This window comes from Tardiphaga sp. 42S5, assembly GCF_034044155.1.
In the GTDB taxonomy this organism is placed as follows: Bacteria; Pseudomonadota; Alphaproteobacteria; order Rhizobiales; family Xanthobacteraceae; genus Tardiphaga; species Tardiphaga robiniae.
The window spans coordinates 1,234,110-1,254,744 of sequence record NZ_CP139027.1 but is presented as its reverse complement, the minus strand read 5'-3'; the positions used below and the strand labels follow the sequence as shown (position 1 = coordinate 1,254,744).

Sequence of the window (20,635 nt, the reverse complement as noted above, 5' to 3'; positions counted from 1 at the left end):
TTGATGTCCCGGCCATCCACGTCTTCCTGAGTTTATGGCCGAGACATGGATGCCCGGCACGAGGCCGGGCATGACGAGTTTTTATTACTTCGCCTATCCCACTTGAAATTCTTCACGTCACCGGCGCCGGGTTGAACAGCACCAGATCGTTATGCAAGCCCCATTTGTCCGCCCAGACCCGCTTGCGGCCGCTGGCGACGTCGAGGATCAGCTGGAACAGCTCCCAGCCGGCTTCCTCGATGGTCATCTCGCCTGACGCAATGCGGCCAGCGTCGAAATCGATCAGGTCCGACCAGCGCTTCGCCAGTTCAGTCCGCGTCGAGACCTTGATGACCGGCGCCTGCGCCAGCCCATAGGGCGTGCCGCGTCCCGTGGTGAAGATCTGCATCTGCATGCCGGCGGCGAGCTGCAGCGTGCCGCAGACAAAATCGCTGGCTGGCGTTGCCGCAAACAGCAGTCCCTTCGTCGTCGCGCGCTCGCCAGGGCCGATCACACCACTGATCGCGCTCGAGCCGGACTTGACGATCGAGCCCAATGACTTCTCGACGATATTGGCAAGACCGCCCTTCTTGTTGCCGGGCGTCGTATTGGCACTGCGATCGGCGCCGCCCCGCGCCAGATAGGAATCGTACCAATCCATCTCGCGGATCAGCGCGCGGCCGACATCCTCGTTGACGGCACGGCGCGTCAACAATTCGATGGCGTCACGCACTTCGGTGACTTCGGAGAACATCACCGTTGCGCCGGCGCGCACCAGCAGATCACTGGCGAAGCCGAGCGCCGGATTGGCGGTCACGCCGGAAAACGCGTCGCTGCCGCCGCATTGCAGGCCGATCACCAGATCGGAGGCCGGGCAGGTCTCACGCTTGCGCTGGTTCAGGATTTTCAGCCGCGCCTCGGCCATGGTGGTGATCGTATCCACCATGTCGCCAAAGCTCTGATTGCCCTCGTCCTGCAGGCGCATCATGCTGGCAGGATCCTCCTTCGGCAGCAAACGCTCCGGTGCTAGCTTCTCGCAGCCGAGGCCAACCACCATCACCTCGCCGCCGAAATTCGGATTGCGCGCGATGTTCTGCAGCGTGCGGATCGGGATATAGGCATCCGGCGCATTGATGGCGACACCACACCCGTAACCGTGGGTGACGGCGACGACGTCATCGACATTCGGATAGCGCGGCAGGAGCTCGGCCTTGATCTTCTTGAGCGCAAATTCCAGCGTGCCGGCGACGCATTGCACCGAGGTACTGATGGCGAGAATATTCTTCACGCCGACGGAGCCGTCGCGATTGCGAAAACCTTCGAATGTGTAATCTTTCAGCGGCGGCTGCGGTTCCGGAACCGCATTGGCAATCTCAAGGCTGTCGAGATCCGGCGCATCGGGCATATGGATGCGCGCCTCCTCGACCCATTCACCGGCCGAAATCATGTCCAGCGCATAACCGATGATTTCGCCGTAGCGGATGATCGGCGCATCCTTGGCGATATCTTCCAGCGCCACCTTGTGCCCCTGTGGCACGAAATGACGCAGCTCCAGGCCGCCGGCCATCATGGTGCCCGCGGGCAGGCCAAAATCATTGACGATGATGGCGACATTGTCGCGCGCATTCAGTTTGATGTAGCGCGGCGCATATGCATCTGCTGCCAGCGTGGTGGCCATCGCCTTGTCCTTCCCAAATCTATCTGCCGGCATTCGCGCCGGTCTCGTAGTAGAGCAGTAGCATAAAAGATGACGATGTCGCGCACTTGACCGGCACGCTCTGCAGCCCGAATGATGACCTTGAAATGGGCCGGCGCGCCCGAATTCATGCAGAAATGGGATCACCGTGCGTCTTTTCGTCTTCGGGCTCGGCTACAGCGCAAACCGCTTCATCGCGCAGCATGGCGGTCAATTCACCGGGATTGCCGGCACCGTCCGCACGGCCGGCACATCGGCAGCCTTGGCGCCAGCCCGCGGCATCGAGACGCTCGTCTTCAACCCTGATGTCACCGATCCCCGCATTGCCGATCGCCTCGCAGATGCCGATCTGCTGCTCGTCTCGATCCCGCCCGGCGCGGATAGCGATCCCGTGCTGCAGACTTTTGGCTCAGAGATTGCCGCCAGCGGCATCCGGCGCATCGTTTATCTCTCCAGCGTCGGGGTTTACGGCGATCATCAGGGCGCCTGGATCGACGAAACCGCCCCGGTCTCCGGCGAGGGCCGGCGCAAGGCACGTATCGATGCCGAAGCCGGCTGGCGCGCTCTGGCCGGCGATCGCGCGACGATTCTGCGCATCGCGGGCATCTACGGCCCTGGCCGCAATGCGCTGGAAAATCTCAAAGCCGGCAAGGCCCATCGCATCGTCAAGCCGGGCCAGGTGTTCAACCGCATTCATGTGGATGACATCGTGGCGGCCATCGCGGCAGCATTCGATCACGCGCAGACCGGCATCTTCAATCTCTGCGACGACGAGCCGGCGCCGCCGCAGGACGTCGTCACCTATGCCGCCGCACTGATGGGTATCGCGCCGCCGCCGGAGCAGGACTTCGCAACCGCCGAGATGAGCCCGATGGCGCGCAGCTTCTATGCCAGCAATAACCGCATCTCGAATGCACGGTTGAAACGCGAGCTTGGCGTGAAGCTCGCGTTTCCGACCTATCGCGAAGGCCTCACGGCGCTGTGGCAGCAGCGCGAGACCTAAGCAGCGAGTGACTTGCAGGTTACCGGCCGGTCATTGCCTCCAGCCTGTCCGGGTAGCGGTTGCCCTGCACGGTGATTTTTGCAGCAGCGCTGTCGATGTCCCGCAGATCGTCTGATGTCAGCTCTATAGCCGCCGCACCGAGATTTTCCTCAAGCCGATGCAGTTTCGTGGTGCCCGGGATCGGCACGATCCACGGCTTCTGGGCCAGCAGCCATGCCAGCGCGATCTGCGCGGGCGTCGCCTGCTTCCGTGCCGCGATCTCGCCAAGCAGATCGACAAGGGCCTGATTTGCCTTGCGCGCTTCGGGTGTGAAGCGCGGGAGAATGTTGCGGAAGTCACCGCTGTCGAGCGTCGTGCTCTCATTCATGGCGCCCGTGAGAAAGCCCTTGCCGATACCGAGCTCCTCAAGCTTCGCCAGCACTTCCTTCTCGGGGCCCCGCGTCCACAACGAATATTCGCTCTGGATTGATCGGCTGTACGGCATGGGCGCGGCGAATTGTCGTCACGCCCGGCTCGGACAGGCCGAAATGCTTCACCTTGCCTTCAGTGATCAGGTCCTTCACCGCGCCGGCCACGTCCTCGATCGGCACGTCAGGATCGACGCGATGCTGGTAGAACAGATCGATGGCATCGATCTTCAAGCGCTTGAGCGATGCTTCGGCGACCTCGCGAATATGTGCGGGGCGGCTGTCGAGACCGACCTGCTGACCGGTTGCGGGATCGAGCCTGAAGCCGAATTTGGTGGCGATAACGACCTGATCGCGGAGCGGCGCGAGCGCTGCACCGACGAGTTCTTCATTGGTGAACGGGCCATAGACTTCGGCGGTATCGAAGAAAGTAACACCGCGTTCGACGGCCCCGCGGATCAGCGCGGTCATTTCTGTTGTGTCGGCCGCAGGCCCGTAGCCGAAGCTCATGCCCATACAACCGAGACCGATGGCCGAGACTTCCAGTCCACTGCGTCCGAGTTTGCGTGTCTTCATGTCAGATCTCCTGTGCCATCCGGCCAATGAGCGGCTCCCGCGCTGGTGGGATGTTGCCGCCGACCTGCGACATCTGGAGATCATGCGCCCATGACACTAGATGATATAATCTGCACGCACTTATCAGCCGGATTCATGAATGGCCCGCCAGACAATCGACGACCTTCTCGCATTCTTTGCCGTCGCGAAGGAGGCGAGCTTCACGCGCGCGGCCGCCAAACTCGGCGTCTCTCAATCCGCGCTCAGCCACACCATCCGCGGTCTCGAAGAACGGCTCGGACTGCGGCTATTGACCCGAACGACCCGCAGCGTCGCGCCGACCGCCTGATCCGGACGATCGGCCCCAAGCTGGAAGAGATCGACGCCGAACTCGCGGCCGTCACGGAGCTGCGCGAGAAGCCGGCCGGCACCATCCGCATCACCACCGGTGAGCATTCCGCCGAAACGATCATCTGGCCCGCCCTCGCCAAGCTGCTGCCGCGCTGTCCCGACATCAAAGCCGAACTCGTCGTCGATTACGGCCTCATCGATATCGTCGCGGAACGCTACGACGCCGGTGTTCGCCTGGGAGAACAGGTCGCGAAAGACATGATTGCCGTCCGCATCGGACCGGACTTTCGCATGGTCGTGGTCGGCGCACCGTCCTATTTCGCCAAACGACCGCCGCCGAAACGACCGCAAGATCTCACCGCGCATGACTGCATCAATATCCGTCTGCCGACCATGGGCGGCCTCTATGCGTGGGAGTTCGAGAAGCGCGGGCGCGCCTTGAAAGTGCGTGTCGATGGCCAGATCGTGTTCAACAACATGTCGCTGCGCCACAAGGCGGTGCTGAACGGACTGGGGCTGGCCTATTTGCCGGAGGATCGCGTGCGCGATCACATTGCCTCAGGCCGGCTTGTTCAAGTGCTGGACGATTGGTGCCAACCGTTCTCGGGTTATCACCTTTATTATCCGAGCCGCCGGCAACCGACATCCGCATTCGCAGCGCTGGTTGAAGCGTTGCGTTACCGTGGCTGACCGGGATCGATGTCGGGTTCCGTCGCCTCAATTCTAACATGATTGAAGCGAAATCGCACATCGTGAAAAGTTCCTGAATCAATTTGGGCAATGCTGTGTCCTAAGCGCGACGTGGTGGCCAAAGCTGCCTTTTTCGTTTGAAGCGCTGTTGCACGCGTGTGACAGCATTCACTGCGCAATAGTCTAGGTTCGCCTTCGTCATCCCCGTTGGGATTGAGAAGGAACACCTGATGAAGAAGCTTCTACTGTCTACCGCTGCTCTGGCCCTCGTCGCCTTGGCTGCTCCCGCGTCTGCTGCCGACCTGGCTGCGCGCCCCTACACCAAGGCTCCGGCCTATGCTCCGGCTGCTCCGATCTACAACTGGACCGGTTTTTACATCGGCGGTCACATCGGCGGCGCGTTCCCGGGTGAAGACAACGCGCTGATTGGCAGCCGCGACGGCACGTTCATGGGCGGTGTGCAGGGTGGTTACGACTACCAGTTCGCGCCGAACTGGGTGTTCGGTCTCGAAGCCAATTACAGCTTCAAGGACACCAACAGCAACTTCGACAATCGTGGTCTCGGTTCGGTCACCGGTCGTCTCGGCTACACCTGGGGTCCGGCCCTGCTCTACGTGAAGGGCGGCTACGCCTGGGCTGACTCGCGCTTCACCAATGGCTTCGGCGGCGACGGCGGCCGCGATGGCTACACGGTTGGCGGCGGTCTCGAATATCTGTTCACCCAGAACTGGTCGGGCAAGGTCGAATATCAGTATTACGACTTCGGCAACGTCACCTTCCTCACACCAGCTCTCGCTGTCGGCGGTTTCAAGAACGACGAGCACACGATCAAGGCTGGCCTGAACTACCGCTTCAACCTGGGCAACTTCGGCGCAGGCTTCGTTCAGTAAGCCTGACGATCTATCGTCTACTTCGTCTCCAGAAAAAACTTAGGCCCGCAGCCATGCGGGCCTTTTTTTGGTGCCACGGAGATCTGGGAGGTTGCGAAGCGCACACCCCGTCCAAGGAGAGAAATATTATCATTCAGCGCAATCGTCCTAAGCGCCTGAGTGAATTTGGTTATCCGGGGTCTGCCAATCGCGATTCCGCAAGACGGCCTGCCGGCAGGGCTTGGCGCCGCTCATTCTCGCGTCCGGCACCCCATATGTACGGTAACCCGCGTGGAACGTGCTCTCGGAGCGTATTCCAACCCCCTTGCGGAAGCGGCCCGACCGATCGGGCAGGAAACCTGCATGCTGTCGCCGAATTCAGGCGGTCCCTTGGACAACAAGCTGCTCTCGACCTTGCCGCGCTCCGAACTCGAGATGCTCCTTCCCAATCTTTCAACCCGGAATCTCCCGCAAGGGCAGGTGTTGCTGGAATCCGGTGAGGAGTTCGACCAGGTCTACTTCCCCCACAGCGGGATGCTCTCCTTGCTCGTTGTCATGCAGGACGCCAAGGCCATCGAGACATCGACGGTAGGACGTGAGGGCGTCGTCGGGGCGATGGCGGGAATCGGCCTCTACAAGTCGTCGGCCCGCGTCGTCGTTCAGCTTCCTATGACCTGTACGCTGATCGCGGCATCGCAGTTGAGGAAGGCAGTCGCGGCGAACGAGGTCATCCGGAAGCTGTGCATCGACTACAACGAAGTGCTGCTCATGCAGTCGCGCGTCACCGCCGGCTGCAACGCGCTACATCCCATCGACCAGAGGTTCTGCCGCTGGCTGCTCCAGTCGTCCGATCGTGCCGCAAGCGATACGGTCGAACTGACGCAGGAGTTCCTTTCCGAGATGCTGGGTGTGCGGCGTACGTCGGTCACGGAAGTCGCGAGCAACCTGCAGAAGGCGGGCATCATTACCTACGCGCGCGGGACCATCAAAATACTTGACCGAAAGAAGGTCGAAGACTTGTCGTGCGAGTGCTTCCAAAGGCTTTCAAGCGCGAACTAAGCCAGTGTCGAACACCGGACTGATAAAAGCCTGAGTTTCTGGGAATTAATGATGGAACGGGAGAATTATGTCGACTCTCCGACATATGGAGCGCATGGTCGGCGATCACCGAGCTGCACATCGGCTTTTGTCGGTGACTGAGAGCATCGTGCTCCCGCCTGTTACACAGGGGTGCACCATGACTGAAATTCGGCCCGAACCGAACAATCTCACTTCAAGCGAACGTCCGCGCTGCCCCAGATGCATGTCCCGCATGATGCTCGCCCGGATCGGTCCGGGGTCGTCTGGGGTGAACCCGCGCTCGTTCGAATGCGGGTCATGCGGCCATTTCATCAAAGCCTTAATTGCAGACGACCCTATGAAATCCAGATCTGCAGGCTGGCTCGACGCCGACCTTCGTGCACCGAATTAGAGCGCCACGAAAGGACAAGCACGATGCGCAGCAGGCAGAAAACTGTCTTTCTTTCGGCCGATCACCTGGAGATTCAAGCGGCTTCCCGGATCAGCGAGGCCGCATTGCTGCCGCCCGGCGAAGCCCGCAACCAGGCCCTAAGGAACGCCGCGCAGTTGCGTTCCTACGCCGAGATGAAGCGGGCATTGTCGCCGTCACCTGCGGCATTGGTACAGACTGCGAAACGTTGACGCGACGACGCCCCCGTCAGACCTTGAAGTGCTTCGAGAGCTTCAGGCTCTGGCCCTGATAATTCGAACCGATGCGCTGGCCGTAGAGGGCATCCGGACGATCCAGCATGCGCTCATAGACGAGACGGCCGACGATCTGGCCATGTTCGAGAATGAACGGCACTTCGCGCGAGCGCACTTCCAGCACCGCGCGCGAGCCCTTGCCGCCGGCGCCGTCATGGCCGAAGCCGGGATCGAAGAAGCCGGCATAGTGGACGCGGAATTCGCCGACCAGCGGATCGAACGGCACCATTTCGGCGGCGTAGTCCGGCGGCACCTGCACCGCTTCCTTGGAGGCAAGAATGTAGAACTCGCCGGGATCGAGGATCAGCGTGCCGTCCTTGCGCGCCGAGATCGGCTCCCAGAATTCATTGACGCTGTAGCCACCGCGACGATCGATATCGACGACGCCGGTATGGCGTTTGGCGCGGTAGCCGACGAAGCCCGAGGCATTCTCGCCGGAGAGATCGACAGACAGCGCGAGGCCGTTGTTGAGATCGGCCGTGTCGCTGTCGACCAGCGGCTCCTGCGCATGTAGTTCTTCCAGCGCCTCGGTGTCGAGCACCGCATCGCCGACGCGGAAACGGACCTGCGACAGGCGCGAGCCTTCGCGCAGCAATACCGGGAATGTCTTCGGGCTGATTTCGGCATAAAGCGGCCCGTGATAGCCCGCACCGATCACATCGAACCGTCTGGTGCCATCAGCAATCACCCGCGTGAACACGTCGAGGCGTCCCGTGGAGCTCTTCGGATTGGCAGCCGCGAAGATGTTCGGCGGCAGCGCCAGGCTTTCGATCAGCGGCACGATGTAGACGCAGTTGGTTTCGAGCACCGCACCGTCCGACAGGTCGATCTCGTGCAGCTTCAGCTCGTCGATGCGTTCGGCGACCGTCGAATTCGGCCCCGGCAGGAAGCTGGCGCGCACGCGATAGGCGATGGAGCCCAGCCGCAGATCGAGGCTGGCGGGCTGAATCTGGCTCTCGACGAAGGGATATTCCGGCAGGATCAGGCCGGCATCGGCCATCGCCGCAATCATGCGGTCGGGCAGAATTCCATCGGCATCGGGGGCAAGCGTAAACGGCACAGGTCTCGTCCTTCGGTCGTCCTTCAGCGAGAATACACTGAAAAATAGCGACTTTACCGGTTATCTCAGCCCCGCCTTGACGAAAAGGGCAAGCGGGAATATGCACATCGTTATCCCGTGGTGATTTGAGCCGGCCGGCTTGCAGCCACGTAAAATAAGTCGCTAAACAGGCCGGGGACACATGTCCTTCCAGCATGCGATCCCGGCCTGAGGACGTCCGTCCAGGCCGGTTTTTTGTGCCCGTATTACGCGGGTACGTTGGAGGTCACATGTCTACGAAGTCCTATCGCCCCGAAACCCGGCTCGTTCATTCCGGCGCGCTGCGCTCGCAATTCAACGAGACGTCCGAAGCCCTCTTCCTCACGCAGGGCTTCATCTACGAGACCGCTGAAGCCTGCGAGGCGCGGTTCAAGGGCGAAGATCCCGGTTTCATCTATTCGCGCTTTTCGAATCCGAATACGTCGATGTTCGAGAGCCGCATGATCGACCTCGAAGGTGCGGAGGCCGCACGCTCGACGGCCACCGGCATGGCCGCCGTGACCACCGCCATTCTCGCGCCGCTGCGCATGGGCGATCACGTCGTCGCCGCCAAGGCACTGTTCGGCTCCTGTCGCTACGTCATCGAAGAGCTGCTGCCGCGCTATGGCATCGAGTTCACCCTCGTCGATGGCCTCGACCTCGACCAGTGGCAGAAGGCAATGCGCCCAAACACCAAGTCGCTGTTCCTGGAAAGTCCGACCAATCCGACGCTCGACGTGCTCGACATATCAGCCATCGCTGACATCGCCCATGCCGGCGGTGCGCGACTGATTGTCGATAACGTGTTCGCGACGCCGCTCTGGCAGAGCCCGCTGGCGCTCGGTGCAGATGTCGTCGTGTATTCGGCGACCAAGCACATCGATGGGCAAGGGCGCTGCCTCGGCGGCATCATCCTGTCGTCGAAGGACTTCATCGACGAGCATATTCACAACTATCTGCGCCAGACCGGCCCCTCGATCTCGCCGTTCAATGCGTGGACGCTGGTGAAGGGACTGGAGACGCTGGCGATCCGTGTCGAACGGCAGACGCAGACCGCGGCTGCTATCGCAGACGTGCTGGCCCAGCATCCGAAGATTTCGCGGCTGATCTATCCGGGCCGCGAGGATCATCCGCAGGCGGCAACGGTGAAGAAGCAGATGCGCGCCGGTTCGACGCTGATCGGCTTCGAGGTAAAGGGAGGCAAGACCGCGGCGTTCCGCGTCCTCAACGAGCTGAAAGTGGCTCGTATCTCGAACAATCTCGGCGACGCCAAGAGCCTCGTCACGCATCCGGCGACGACGACGCATCAGCGCCTGCCGCTGGAGGCGCGACTCGAACTCGGGATCACGGAAGGTTTCATCCGCTTCTCGGCGGGCCTCGAGCATCGTGACGATCTGATCGAGGATCTCGAAGCGGCACTGGCGAAGGCGTAGTTCGCGCCATCACACTCCGTCATGCCCGGCGAATGCCGGGTATCCACGTCTTTGCCTCAAACCAAGACGTGGATGGCCCGGACAAGCCCGGCCATGACGGCGTTTTAGTTTCAACTACCACAATAAACTTACAGCGGCTTCTGCGCCTGCTGAATCTGCGGTTCATTGATGCCAAGCTTCACCTGGCCGACCGACTTGATGATGTTGTCGCCGAGCAGCTGCGCGAAGCAGGCATAGCCCCAATCGTTCATATGCAGGCCGTCGGCAATGACGAAGCTGTCAAACGACATCTGCTGGCCTTCGTGCCATTCCTTCATCACTTCGAAGCGCGGGAAGATGCCGACCTTGCGCAGTTCGGCGACCTTGTGGAGCAGCGAGACCATCTTGCTGGTGCCTTCCGGCCGCGTATTCACCAGCGGCGAATATTGCGGATCGACCAGCACCAGATCGGCGCCTGCGGCCTGAATGCGGGCGACACCGTCTTCCACCATCTTGCTGGTTTCGCCGGGATCGAGATTGCGCAGCACCGCATTGGTGCCGACCTGCCAGATCACGAGATCGGGCTTCGAATTGATCACTTCGCTCTGCAGCCGCGCCATCATTTCCGGCGCATCTTCGCCGCCCTTGCCGCGGTTGAGCACGGTGATATTGGCCGACGGGTAAGCACGATGCAGCTGCGCGGCAAGGCGGTTCGGATAGGTGAATTCCGGCGCCGTCGAACCGTAGCCTTCGGTGGAGGACGAGCCGAACGCAACGATGACCACGGGCTTGCCGGCAACGAGCCGGCTGGCTACATGCGGCAGCGCGCCCATCGCCTTCATGCCGCCCTTGGGCGTGCGGCAGGGGACGCGGCTCAAGATATCGGTCGCGGTCTTTGCGACTTCCTTGACCCTGTCGATGGCTTTTGCAGCGACGCCCCTCTTCGCGGCGTCCGTGGGATCATTGACCGCAATGCTCTGATCAGCGCCCTTGCTGTCAGCCGGAGCGGCCTGCGCCGTTTCCGCGTGCGCGACGGACGACGAGATCGGGAGCGCGAAGGTCGTGGAAGCAGCAAAGGCAGCGACGACAGCAAAGCGAGACAAATGGCCGACGAAACTCATTAACGCTGAATCCTCAAATCCGCTGCTTTGATCTTGGCCGCATCGACGACAAAGGTCGAAAGCGCCCGGCCAAGACAATCATGCACCCGCTTCGCCAGCTCCATGCCGGGCGACGCGCTGAACAGGTCAAAATCACCGCTCTCATTCCAGTGCCGCATGATGGCGAAACGGTCGAACAGCGGGACGTCGTGCTGCTGCGCCACCACACGCATATTATCTAGGTAGGCGGAGCCGGAAATCATCGTCTCCGTGCGCGGACTGTACTGCAGATTCATTAAAATGACGTCAGTTCCGGCCTTTTGCATGACGGCAACGCCCTCATCTAGGGCGTTCCGGAAGTCGTCGGCGTCGGCCTGCTTCATGGCATCCACGGTTCCGGTCTGCCAGATCACCAGGTTCGGCTTCTTGTCCGTCACCAGCTGTTCCAGGGTCGGGGCCATTTCCTCGGCGGTCTTCTTGACCTGCAGCTCCAGTGCCACGTTCACCTCGACGCCCGGTAGCTTCTCCTTCAGATAGGCCTGCAGGCGGTTCGGATAGGCTGCGGAGTGGTCTGAGACCCCGATCACTGAGGATCGGCTGCCAACGACCAGAATATCGAGCTTTCCGCCCGGTTTGGCCGCAGCCTCGACCTTGGGCAGGGTGCTTTCGGAGGTCAGGAGGTAGGCGGGAACCTCACAGGTATGCGCGGGCGGTTCGGCCCGGACAGGAGCCGCCACCAGCAGGCCAGCCAGCATCGTGAGCCGCAGAACGGCCTTCATGCTTCCCCTCCTGCGAGATCCGCGTCGGATCGTTTGGCGCGGGATCCGCCTTTGACAGTGACGCCCTTGTACCACGAAAATACCCAAGCGGCGGTTGACATAACAACTATGCCGAGGAAGCTGATCAGGGCATGCATGCCGGCTCCGCCGGCGACCTCAGCCAGCACAAAATGGCCGGCAAAGGCCAGGAACACCCCGATACAGAAGATTTCGAGGGAGTGCTGGCCGCACAGCACCATTGGCCGCAGCCAGACCGATTTCAGCCCCGGCCAGTCCTTGGGCAGGAAACGGACTGTGAGCGCCGCCAGCGCCAGGAAGTGGGCGAAGCGCAGCACGTCGAGATCGGTCTTGTTGATGGGATACATCCACTGCTCGATGACTTTCGGCAGCAGATGATGGATCTGCGGAATGTACCAGGTCAGCGTCACCCAGAACGCCGCCAGAAGATAGGCCACGCAGAGCCACAGCGTGATGTTGGATGACAGTATCCGCGACATCCTGACGGCGCCGCCCAGCGCGCACCAGGCACCGAATACGAACAGCAACTGCCAGGCGAACGGATTGAAGGCCCAAACGCCGTTCGGGTAGGCGGTCAGATGCAGGTCGAATTCCCAGGTCAGCGCATAAAGACCGACCGACAGCGCCAGCGTGAGATCGGCGCGGCGGCGCATCAGCCAGAGGATCGGCGGCAGGAACAGCATGAGGACGATATAGAGCGGCAACACGTCCATGTTCACCGGGCGAAATTTCAGCAACAGCGCCTGAACGATGGTCACGTCAGGCTGTTTGAGAAAATCGAGAATCCCCATTTCCTCGGAATAAAGCGGGTTCTCGAACCGCGTCGCAACATAGGAAATTTCCGCGAGGAAGATCGTGAACAGGAAGACGTGGGCGACATAGATCTGCCAGACCCGCTTGAAGATGCGCGCGCTGGCAACCAGCGTGCCCTGCTCCTGCATCGCGCGGCCATAGACGAAAGCGGCGGTATAGCCGGAGATGAAGATGAAGATCTCGGTAGCGTCGCTGAAACCGTAATTACGGATCGTCAGCCAGGTCAGGATATTCGGCGGCAGGTGATCGATGAAGATCAGCCACAGCGCCAGCCCGCGAAACAGATCGAGGCGCAATTCGCGTTCGGTGCCTGCGACGGGAAGCGACACGGCATCGGCACGCGTCGAGGCGCGCGACCCGGACACGTGGGAGGACGCATCTGCGTGGGACTGGCCGGCAATCGGGTCGGCAACAGAGGTCATTCAGCACCGCTCAACGGAAATCGTCGCATGATGGAAATCGACCGCCCCACACCACGCAGGCCATTTGCAGGGGACGATCCGTCAAGTCATAGCCAAATCAGGGATCGATTATGCGGTAACTATGTTGAAACCGCGATGGCCCGGCGCAGTTCCGCGCAGCACTCCAAGCCGATTTTCCCTGGATTTGGCCGGTAACGTGTTTTTCGCTATGCTTGCGACGCATTTTGAACGATGACACCGCCATGTACCGCGCCATAACACGACAGATTGAAGTCACCGTCGAACCGAATTTCATGCCTGAACGCTCGTCGCAGGAGAAGCGCGAGTTTTTCTGGTCCTATACGGTCGTCATCACCAATGCCGGCAAAGAGACAGTGCAGCTGAAGACCCGGCACTGGATCATCACCGATGCGTCCGGCCGCATGCAGGAAGTGCGCGGCGAAGGCGTCGTCGGCGAACAGCCCGTGCTCGGCCCCGGCGAACGCTTCGAATACACATCGGGCGTGCCGCTGCCGACAACGTCCGGCTTCATGGAAGGCACCTATCAGATGGTGACCGATGCCGGCGAGCCGTTCGAGATCGACGTACCGCTGTTTTCGCTGGACGGACCGGACGGGAAGCGTGTGCTGAATTAGGCGACCGCCGAAATGTAGGATGGGTAGAGCGTCTTCGCGAAACCCATCATTAACACGTGCGATAGGTGATGGGTTTCGCTCCGGCGCAAGATGCGCCTGCGCTCTACCCATCCTACGGCCTCATCGCAGATTCAACTGTCAAACAGCCACTGCTCTTCAGACATGCGTCATCACCCCCATTGTTTGCGGCGCGGGGGCGCCGTCGTTGCTTGCATTCCCGCCCCCTTGTGAGAGGGCGTGCGGAACGCCGGGTGCCCTTTGCACCCTTGGGCCTGATGCGATGCGGTCTTCCGCAATTGTGAGTGCACCAGGACTTTCGGAGGCGCCGAGCAAGTGCCCGACGTTCCGCCTGCGGTGTTTTTTCGGTTGCTTGCACTTTGCCTCAGCGAACGATCCGATCACCGAATTAAAGTCCCAAGGCGATGGGAAGGGAGCCTCAAGCGAATAGGCCGAACGCGTTTTGACTTGGTCGTCCGTCACACTGTCCAGGGCGTCTTTCCATCCCAAGGCCAGCCGTCTCCTAGCCAGTGGCAGTGCTGGCGCAGATCCGTCCTGCCCGAAGACAGACGTCACCCATGAACCGCGTAACGCCGCATCTCCGGCGTCCACCGCATCCTGCCCCGCGAACGTGACGATCGCGATCGCCCCTCTCGGTGGGGCAGGACGCAGGGGAATATAAACCTTATGGGGATGTTGTCAACGACGGATAGGAAAAAATGTTCGGGTACCCTACACTGTCATTCCGGGGCGCGAGGAGGCGCTGAAGGCGGCGTATCGCGAACCCGGAATCCCGACATGTTCAGCGCAAAACACTCTGAGATTCCGGGTCCGCACTTCAGCGGCTCTGCCGCTTACGTGCGCCCCGGAATGACGAGCTTGGGTCGGGAGGACGCGGGCGAACGCCTATTCCACGCCCGCTTCCTGCGGTGTGAACTCGTACACCGACGAACAGAACTCGCAGGTCACGACGACCTTGTCGTCCTTGACCATGTCGGCGCGGTCCTGCGGCTCGAAGCTCTTGAGCATGCCGGACACGGCATCGCGCGAGCAGGAACACTCCGCGCGCAGCGGCGATGGCGCGAAAACGCGGACGCCGCGCTCGTGGAACAGGCGATACAGCAGCCGCTCGCCGGACAGATCGGGATCGATCAGCTCGACATCCTCGACGGTGCCAATCAGCGACTGGCCCTCGACCCAGGCGTCATCTTCCGGCACAGCATCCACCTTCGCGCCGTCCGGCGCATCGCCGGCATGGAGATCCCGCTGCACGCGCTCCGGCGCCTTCGGCAGGAACTGCAGCAGCATGCCGCCGGCGCGCCAGCGATGTGTCGGGCCGCCTTCCTCGCCGCTGCGCCATTCCTCGCCGACGGCGAGGCGCACCTTGGTCGGAATCTGTTCGGAGCGCAGGAAGTATTCATGCGCAGCATCTTCCAGCGTGCCGCCATTCAACGCGACGAGCCCCTGATAGCGGCTCATATCCGCCCCCTGGTCGACGGTCATCGCCAGATGGCCCTTGCCGAGCAGCGCCGCGGTGCCGAGACCGGGCAAAAGGCGCTCGGCATCGAACCGCGCATAGGCGCGCATTTTATCGGGCGCGCGGAAGTCGACGATCATCAGCGACACCGGACCGTCGGTCTGGGTCTGCAGGATGAAGCGGCCGTCGAATTTCAGCGAGGAGCCGAGCAGCGTCGTCAGCACGATGGCCTCGCCGAGCAGCTTGGCCACTGGCGCGGGATAATCATGCTTGGCGAGCAGTTCATCGAGTGCCGGACCAAGCCGCGTCAGCCGCCCGCGCAGATCGAGCGGGGCAACCTCGAAGGGCAGCACCGCGTCATCGACCGGAACGGAAGACGGCGCGCGGATGGGGGCGTCGGGCTGGAGATTTGGATTTGATGGGGTCATGGCGCTCTATTTGGGGGCGGAGGGCCGCAAGTGAAAGGGGGCGATGGAACCGGGAAATCCAGGTGACGCACGACTTTTTCTCCTCTCCCCCGCGCGAAGCGAAGCTTCGCCAGGTGGGAGAGGGTGGATCGAACATGCGAAGCATGTTCGAGACGGGAGAGGGGACGCCACAAACACCGCGCTTTGCCGCTCCCCCTCTCCCGCCCTCGCTTTGCTCAGGCACCCTCTCCCGCAAGGGGAGAGGGGAAGAAGGAAAGCTCCGTGCTGTCTCACGCCACCGCGTTGAGGCACCAAGCTAGAATGCCCTTCTGCGCATGCAGACGGTTTTCGGCCTCGTCGAACACCACCGACTGCGGACCGTCGATCACCTCGTCGGTGACCTCCTCGCCGCGATGCGCCGGCAGGCAGTGCATGAAGAGTGCGTCCGGCTTGGCCAGCGACATCAGCCGCGCATTGACCTGATAGGGCTTGAGCAGATTGTGGCGGGTCTCGCCGTCCTTGTCGCCCATCGACACCCAGGTGTCGGTGACGACGCAGTCGACGCCCTTCACCATCGCATCGGGATCGTCGCTGAAGGTGATCGGCGCATCTGTCGCCTTGACCCAGTCCTTGAACGGCTTCTTCGGCGACAGCTGCGGCGGCGTCGCGATATTGAGCTTGAACTGGAAGCGCTCGGCCGCGTGCGCCCAGGACATCAGCACGTTGTTGTCGTCGCCGGTCCAGGCCACGGTGCGCCCCTTGATCGGACCCCGGTGCTCCTCATAGGTCATGACATCCGCCATCACCTGGCAGGGATGCGAGAAGCGCGTCAGGCCGTTGATGACCGGCACGGTGGCATTCTCGGCGAGCTCCATCAGCGAGTCATGGTTGAGAATACGGATCATGATGATGTCGACGAAGCGCGACAGCACGCGCGCGGTGTCGGCGATGGTCTCACCGCGACCGAGCTGCATTTCGGCGCCGGTGAGCATCACGACTTCGCCGCCGAGCTGGCGCATGCCGACCTCGAACGACACGCGGGTGCGCGTCGAGGGCTTTTCGAAGATCATCGCCAGCGTCTTGTTCTTGAGCGGACGATCGGGCTCGGCATTCGAGCCATCCCGCCCCTTCAGCTTCGCCTTCATGGCGGCAGCCGCGTTCATGATATTGCGCAACTCACTGGCCGGCACGGCCGTGAGATCGAGGAAGTGCCGCGGTGACGTGCTCATCACACGGCTCCGTGCGTCTTGGCGGATGAACCGAGGGCCACGCAAGCCTGTTCCAGCCGCTGCACGGCCTGCTCTATCTCGGACTCGCTGACGATCAGCGGCGGCAGGAAGCGCACGACATTGTCGCCGGCGCCGACGGTCAGCAGCTTCGCGTCACGCAATGCGGCCACGAGATCACCAGCCGGCACCACGGCCTTGAGGCCGATCAGCAGACCTTCGCCGCGCACTTCGCTGAGCACATCAGGGTGGCCGTCGACCACGCCCGCGAGTTTCTGTTTGAGCAGCAGCGACATCTTCTTCACGTGATCGAAGAAACCGGGCTTCAGCATGATATCGAGCACGGAATTCGCGGCAGCGACCGCCAGCGGATTGCCACCGAAGGTCGAACCATGGGAGCCGGGCGCCATGCCTTCGGCCGCTTCCGCCGTAACGAGGCACGCGCCGATCGGGAAGCCGCCGCCGAGCGCCTTGGCCAGCGACATCACATCCGGCGTCACGCCGATGCGCCGATAGGCGAACAACTCGCCGGTGCGGCCCATGCCGGTCTGCACTTCATCGAAGATCAGCAGAATGCCGTTCTTGTCGCAGAGTTCGCGCAGCGCGCCGAAGAACGCGTTGCTCGGCGCACGCACGCCGCCCTCACCCTGCAGCGGCTCAATGAGAATGCCGGCGGTGTTCGGACCGATCGCCTTCTTCACGGCTTCGATATCGCCGAGCGGCAACTGATCGAAGCCGTCGAGCGGCGTGCCGTAGCCTTCGAGATATTTGGCAGCCCCGGTCGCAGCGAGCGTGCCGAGGGTGCGGCCATGGAACGCGCCTTCGAAGGTGATGATGCGCGTGCGCTCGGGGTGGCCCTTGGAGAAATGATAGTGGCGGGTCACCTTGATCGCGCATTCCATCGCTTCCGCACCCGAATTGGCGAAGAATACGAAGTCGGCAAAGCTTTGTTCGCACAGCCGCGCGGCGAGGCGTTCACCGTCCGGGCTCTTGAACAGGTTCGACATGTGCCAGAGCTTGGTGGCCTGCTCCTGCAGCGCGGCGACCATATGCGGATGCGCATGACCGAGCGCGTTCACGGCCACGCCGCTGGTGAAATCGAGATAGCGCTCGCCATCGGTTCCAATCAGCCACGCGCCCTCACCGCGCTCGAAAGCGACATCCGCACGCGCGAAAACAGGCAGCAAGTGAGCCTGAGAGAGGGGCGAGGACGTTGCGTTGCTGGTCATAACCGATCCGATCGAAAAGACGGCGTCCACGTCGATGACAATTGTACGAAATCGAACAACGGACCCTAGAAACGAAACGTGCCGCCCTTCTCGGGCGGCACGTGGGCATTATTCTATGTGTGCTGTGAAGACTGTCAACCGCGCACTGCGGCTTTCGAGTCACACGGAGTCGCAGAAAAAGCCGATTTTGCAGCTTTACTTGCAGAAGCATGTGGACGCGGCATGCCCGACTCTTGCGCGCGAGTCACGGCATATTGTAGCTTTTGCCTCGTCGGATACGACATCTCGTGCGGCGGTAGATCCTTTTGACACATCCAGTGCGGCGTAACAGCCGGACGCGAAATTCGCGCCCGGTGAGCGCTAAAGGATTCTGACCGCAGGGATTTTTGAAGTCTCAACTCGCAGCGCTGCCCGGTCAGGCCGGCGCTCACGAAGGGAAAACGGCGATGACGGTAATGACATGGACCGACGATCGCGTCGAACAGTTGAAGAAACTCTGGGAAGGCGGCCTTTCCGCCAGCCAGATCGCTGCGGAACTCGGTAACGTGACCCGCAACGCCGTGATCGGCAAGGTTCACCGCCTTGGCCTGTCCGGCCGTGCCAAGAGCCCCTCCTCGGCAGCTCCGCGGCAGCGCAAGGCGCGCCCGGCCCAGCAGATGGTACGTGTCGCCCGCCCGATGGCACGCGGCAATACCGCGCTGGCCCATAATTACGAGATCGAGGCCGAGCCCGATCCGATCGCCTATGACAACATTGTGCCGATCAGCCAGCGCCTGTCGCTGGTCGAACTCAACGAAGCCACTTGCCATTGGCCGATCGGCGATCCGTCGAGCGCGGACTTCTACTTCTGCGGCGGCAAGGCCCTGGCCGGCGCCCCCTATTGCGCGCATCACTCGCGCATCGCTTATCAGCCGGCCAGCGATCGCCGCCGCGCAGTGCCGAAGCCGACGCGCTGAGCTGGAAAGCATCTAAGCCAAATGAAAATGCCCGGTGATGAGCCGGGCATTTTTTGTTTGGGGGCTTCTAACCTCGCCCCGCTTGCGGGGAGAGGTCGGCGTCCGCATGAGGGCGTCGGGTGAGGGGGGCGCTCCACAGACTCCGAAGGCGATGGAGAGTCCCCCTCATCCGACCCGGCGTCGCTGCGCTATGCTGGGCCACCTTCTCCCCGCAGGCGGGGAGAAGGAAGATACCTACTCCGCCGCCTTGTCGAAGCGGTCGTCCAGCGCGTAGCCGGCGCCGCGGACGGTGCGGATCGGATCGGGCTCACCGGCGGGATTGAGCAGCTTGCGCAGGCGGCCGATATGCACGTCGACGGTGCGCTCGTCGATATAGATGTCGCGGCCCCAGACGCTGTCGAGCAACTGCTCGCGGCTGAACACGCGGCCCGGATGTTCCAGGAAGAACTCCAGCAGGCGATATTCGGTCGGACCGAGATCGATCGGACGGCTTGAGCGCACGACGCGGCGCTTGTCACGGTCGAGTTCGATGTCGCCAAACGCCAGGACGGTGGCGAGACGCTCGGGAGCTGCACGACGGAGCAGGCCCTTCACGCGGGCCAGGAGCTCCGGCACGGAGAACGGCTTGACGATGTAGTCGTCGGCACCGGTGGCGAGACCGCGAACGCGCTCGCTCTCTTCGCCACGCGCCGTCAGCATGATGATCGGCAATGCCTTGGTTTCGGGCCGTGCGCGCAGGCGGCGGCACAGTTCGATGCCGGACAGGCCCGGCAGCATCCAGTCGAGCACCACGAGATCCGGCACCCGCTCTTTCAAGCGGGTGTCGGCGTCGTCGCCGCGAGCGACGGTTTCAACATCATAGCCTTCGGCGTCGAGGTTGTAGCGAAGAAGCGTCGTGAGGGCTTCCTCGTCCTCCACCACCAGAATGCGTGCATTCACAGCCATATGGTCAATATCCTCAGTGAGGTCCGAAAAGCCTTTAGATCATGATCCTTGCGGAAGACTGGCTCCCACTTTTCCGGATCATGCTTCAGACCGTCGGCGTATTCGCGAATGTGGTCATGTCGCCCTTCGGGCGCTTGTCGAGGATTTGCTGGCCCTCGATCATGTAGAACACGGTTTCCGCAATATTGGTGGCATGGTCACCGATCCGCTCGATGTTCTTGGCGCAGAACATCAGGTGGATACAGAACGAAATGTTACGCGGGTCTTCCATCATATAGGTCAGGAGTTCGCGGAACAGCGAGGTGCAGATCGCGTCGATTTCCTCGTCGCCCTTCCACACCGTCATCGCAGCGGGCAGATCGTGTGCGGCATAGGCGTCGAGCACGGCCTTGACCTGGGTGGTCACGAGGTCGGTCATGTGTTCGAGGCCGCGGATCAGCTTCAGCGGATGGAAGTCGCTGTCGAGTGCATTGACGCGCTTACCGATATTCTTGGAGAGATCGCCGATGCGTTCCAGATCGGTGGCGACGCGCAGCGCGCCGACGATCTCGCGCAAATCGACAGCCATCGGCTGGCGTTTGGCGATGGTCAGCACGGCGCGCTCTTCGATCGTGCGCTGCAACTGGTCGATCTCGGCGTCGGTGGCGACGACGCGCGCACCGAGCGCGACGTCCCGGCGGATCAGCGCATCGACGGATTCGACGATCTGCCGTTCCGCGAGGCCACCCATCTCGGCGACGAGACGGGTCAGCTCCTGCAGATCGTCGTCGAAAGCCTTGGTGGTGTGTTCAAAAGCCATCTCAAATTCCTCCCGCGAATATGTCGCG

The 20,635-nt window shown here is 62.0% G+C and carries 17 protein-coding genes, 2 pseudogenes and 1 riboswitch; of the genes and pseudogenes, 8 read left to right on the top strand and 11 right to left on the bottom strand.

Annotated elements, in window-relative coordinates:
* Window positions 1–112 precede the first annotated feature (112 nt).
* Window positions 113–1,657 carry a galactarate dehydratase gene (garD, locus tag SFY93_RS05865; protein WP_320446382.1) on the bottom strand — a complete coding sequence of 515 codons (1,545 nt, stop codon included), beginning with the start codon at window positions 1,655–1,657 and terminating at the stop codon, window positions 113–115.
* A gap of 166 nt (window positions 1,658–1,823) precedes the next feature.
* Here garD and SFY93_RS05860 point away from each other — a divergent pair, with 166 nt between their 5' ends.
* The gene (locus SFY93_RS05860; protein ID WP_320446381.1) at window positions 1,824–2,678 is read left to right on the top strand and encodes an NAD-dependent epimerase/dehydratase family protein; all 855 of its coding nucleotides are present in this window, start codon (window positions 1,824–1,826) and stop codon (window positions 2,676–2,678) included.
* 19 nt (window positions 2,679–2,697) lie between these two features.
* Here SFY93_RS05860 and SFY93_RS05855 read toward each other — a convergent pair.
* A pseudogene (locus SFY93_RS05855) lies at window positions 2,698–3,661 on the bottom strand (aldo/keto reductase).
* 139 nt (window positions 3,662–3,800) lie between these two features.
* Here SFY93_RS05855 and SFY93_RS05850 point away from each other — a divergent pair.
* From SFY93_RS05850 to SFY93_RS05835, 4 genes and pseudogenes are all read left to right on the top strand, one after another.
* A pseudogene (locus SFY93_RS05850) lies at window positions 3,801–4,681 on the top strand (LysR family transcriptional regulator).
* 230 nt (window positions 4,682–4,911) lie between these two features.
* Entirely contained in the window at window positions 4,912–5,571 is a 660-nt protein-coding gene (locus SFY93_RS05845; RefSeq protein ID WP_320446380.1) for an outer membrane protein, read from the top strand.
* A 342-nt stretch (window positions 5,572–5,913) separates the two neighbouring features.
* Window positions 5,914–6,609, top strand: a complete 696-nt coding sequence (locus SFY93_RS05840) for a Crp/Fnr family transcriptional regulator (protein WP_320446379.1) — start codon at window positions 5,914–5,916, stop codon at window positions 6,607–6,609.
* A gap of 435 nt (window positions 6,610–7,044) precedes the next feature.
* The gene (locus tag SFY93_RS05835; RefSeq protein WP_320446378.1) at window positions 7,045–7,251 is read left to right on the top strand and encodes a hypothetical protein; all 207 of its coding nucleotides are present in this window, start codon (window positions 7,045–7,047) and stop codon (window positions 7,249–7,251) included.
* A 16-nt stretch (window positions 7,252–7,267) separates the two neighbouring features.
* Here SFY93_RS05835 and SFY93_RS05830 read toward each other — a convergent pair whose 3' ends face one another.
* On the bottom strand, window positions 7,268–8,374 hold the full coding sequence (locus SFY93_RS05830; RefSeq protein ID WP_068737579.1) for a 2'-deoxycytidine 5'-triphosphate deaminase: 1,107 nt from the start codon (window positions 8,372–8,374) through the stop codon (window positions 7,268–7,270).
* A gap of 107 nt (window positions 8,375–8,481) precedes the next feature.
* Window positions 8,482–8,561, top strand: a riboswitch (SAM riboswitch).
* Between the two features lie 82 nt (window positions 8,562–8,643).
* Between SFY93_RS05830 and SFY93_RS05825 the strand changes: the two genes are divergently transcribed.
* The gene (locus tag SFY93_RS05825) at window positions 8,644–9,825 is read left to right on the top strand and encodes an O-succinylhomoserine sulfhydrylase (protein ID WP_320446377.1); all 1,182 of its coding nucleotides are present in this window, start codon (window positions 8,644–8,646) and stop codon (window positions 9,823–9,825) included.
* A 128-nt stretch (window positions 9,826–9,953) separates the two neighbouring features.
* Here SFY93_RS05825 and SFY93_RS05820 read toward each other — a convergent pair whose 3' ends face one another.
* From SFY93_RS05820 to SFY93_RS05810, 3 genes are read right to left on the bottom strand one after another with little or no spacing between them, the layout of a single operon-like run.
* On the bottom strand, window positions 9,954–10,925 hold the full coding sequence (locus SFY93_RS05820; RefSeq protein ID WP_320446376.1) for an SGNH/GDSL hydrolase family protein: 972 nt from the start codon (window positions 10,923–10,925) through the stop codon (window positions 9,954–9,956).
* A complete protein-coding gene (locus tag SFY93_RS05815; protein ID WP_320446375.1) occupies window positions 10,925–11,683 on the bottom strand; it encodes an SGNH/GDSL hydrolase family protein in 759 nt (252 codons plus the stop codon). The genes SFY93_RS05820 and SFY93_RS05815 overlap by 1 nt, the downstream gene beginning before the upstream one ends.
* Window positions 11,680–12,936 (bottom strand): OpgC domain-containing protein, encoded by a 1,257-nt coding sequence (locus tag SFY93_RS05810; protein ID WP_320446374.1) that lies wholly within the window; start codon window positions 12,934–12,936, stop codon window positions 11,680–11,682. Before SFY93_RS05810 ends, SFY93_RS05815 begins: the two co-directional genes overlap by 4 nt.
* A gap of 242 nt (window positions 12,937–13,178) precedes the next feature.
* Here SFY93_RS05810 and apaG point away from each other — a divergent pair, with 242 nt between their 5' ends.
* On the top strand, window positions 13,179–13,571 hold the full coding sequence (gene apaG, locus SFY93_RS05805) for a Co2+/Mg2+ efflux facilitator ApaG/CorD (RefSeq protein ID WP_320446373.1): 393 nt from the start codon (window positions 13,179–13,181) through the stop codon (window positions 13,569–13,571).
* A gap of 903 nt (window positions 13,572–14,474) precedes the next feature.
* On the opposite strand, the gene SFY93_RS05800 is transcribed toward apaG, so the two are convergent.
* The 3 genes from SFY93_RS05800 to SFY93_RS05790 all read right to left on the bottom strand — a co-directional run bounded on the left by SFY93_RS05800 (window position 14,475) and on the right by SFY93_RS05790 (window position 17,907).
* Complete coding sequence (locus tag SFY93_RS05800) at window positions 14,475–15,473, bottom strand: Hsp33 family molecular chaperone (protein WP_320446372.1); 999 nt, start codon at window positions 15,471–15,473, stop codon at window positions 14,475–14,477.
* Window positions 15,474–15,742: 269 nt separating this feature from the next.
* A complete protein-coding gene (gene argF, locus SFY93_RS05795; protein ID WP_320446371.1) occupies window positions 15,743–16,681 on the bottom strand; it encodes an ornithine carbamoyltransferase in 939 nt (312 codons plus the stop codon).
* The gene (locus SFY93_RS05790; protein ID WP_320446370.1) at window positions 16,681–17,907 is read right to left on the bottom strand and encodes an aspartate aminotransferase family protein; all 1,227 of its coding nucleotides are present in this window, start codon (window positions 17,905–17,907) and stop codon (window positions 16,681–16,683) included. The genes argF and SFY93_RS05790 overlap by 1 nt, the downstream gene beginning before the upstream one ends.
* Window positions 17,908–18,353: 446 nt before the next feature.
* On the opposite strand from SFY93_RS05790, the gene SFY93_RS05785 reads away from it, so the two are divergent.
* Entirely contained in the window at window positions 18,354–18,863 is a 510-nt protein-coding gene (locus tag SFY93_RS05785) for a GcrA family cell cycle regulator (protein WP_068737968.1), read from the top strand.
* Window positions 18,864–19,097: 234 nt separating this feature from the next.
* Here SFY93_RS05785 and phoB read toward each other — a convergent pair whose 3' ends face one another.
* Window positions 19,098–19,802: a phosphate regulon transcriptional regulator PhoB gene (gene phoB, locus SFY93_RS05780; RefSeq protein ID WP_068737970.1), complete on the bottom strand. Its 705-nt coding sequence runs from the start codon at window positions 19,800–19,802 to the stop codon at window positions 19,098–19,100.
* A 91-nt stretch (window positions 19,803–19,893) separates the two neighbouring features.
* Window positions 19,894–20,607, bottom strand: coding sequence for a phosphate signaling complex protein PhoU (phoU, locus tag SFY93_RS05775; RefSeq protein ID WP_315840221.1), 714 nt, complete (start codon window positions 20,605–20,607; stop codon window positions 19,894–19,896).
* Window positions 20,608–20,635 lie beyond the last annotated feature (28 nt).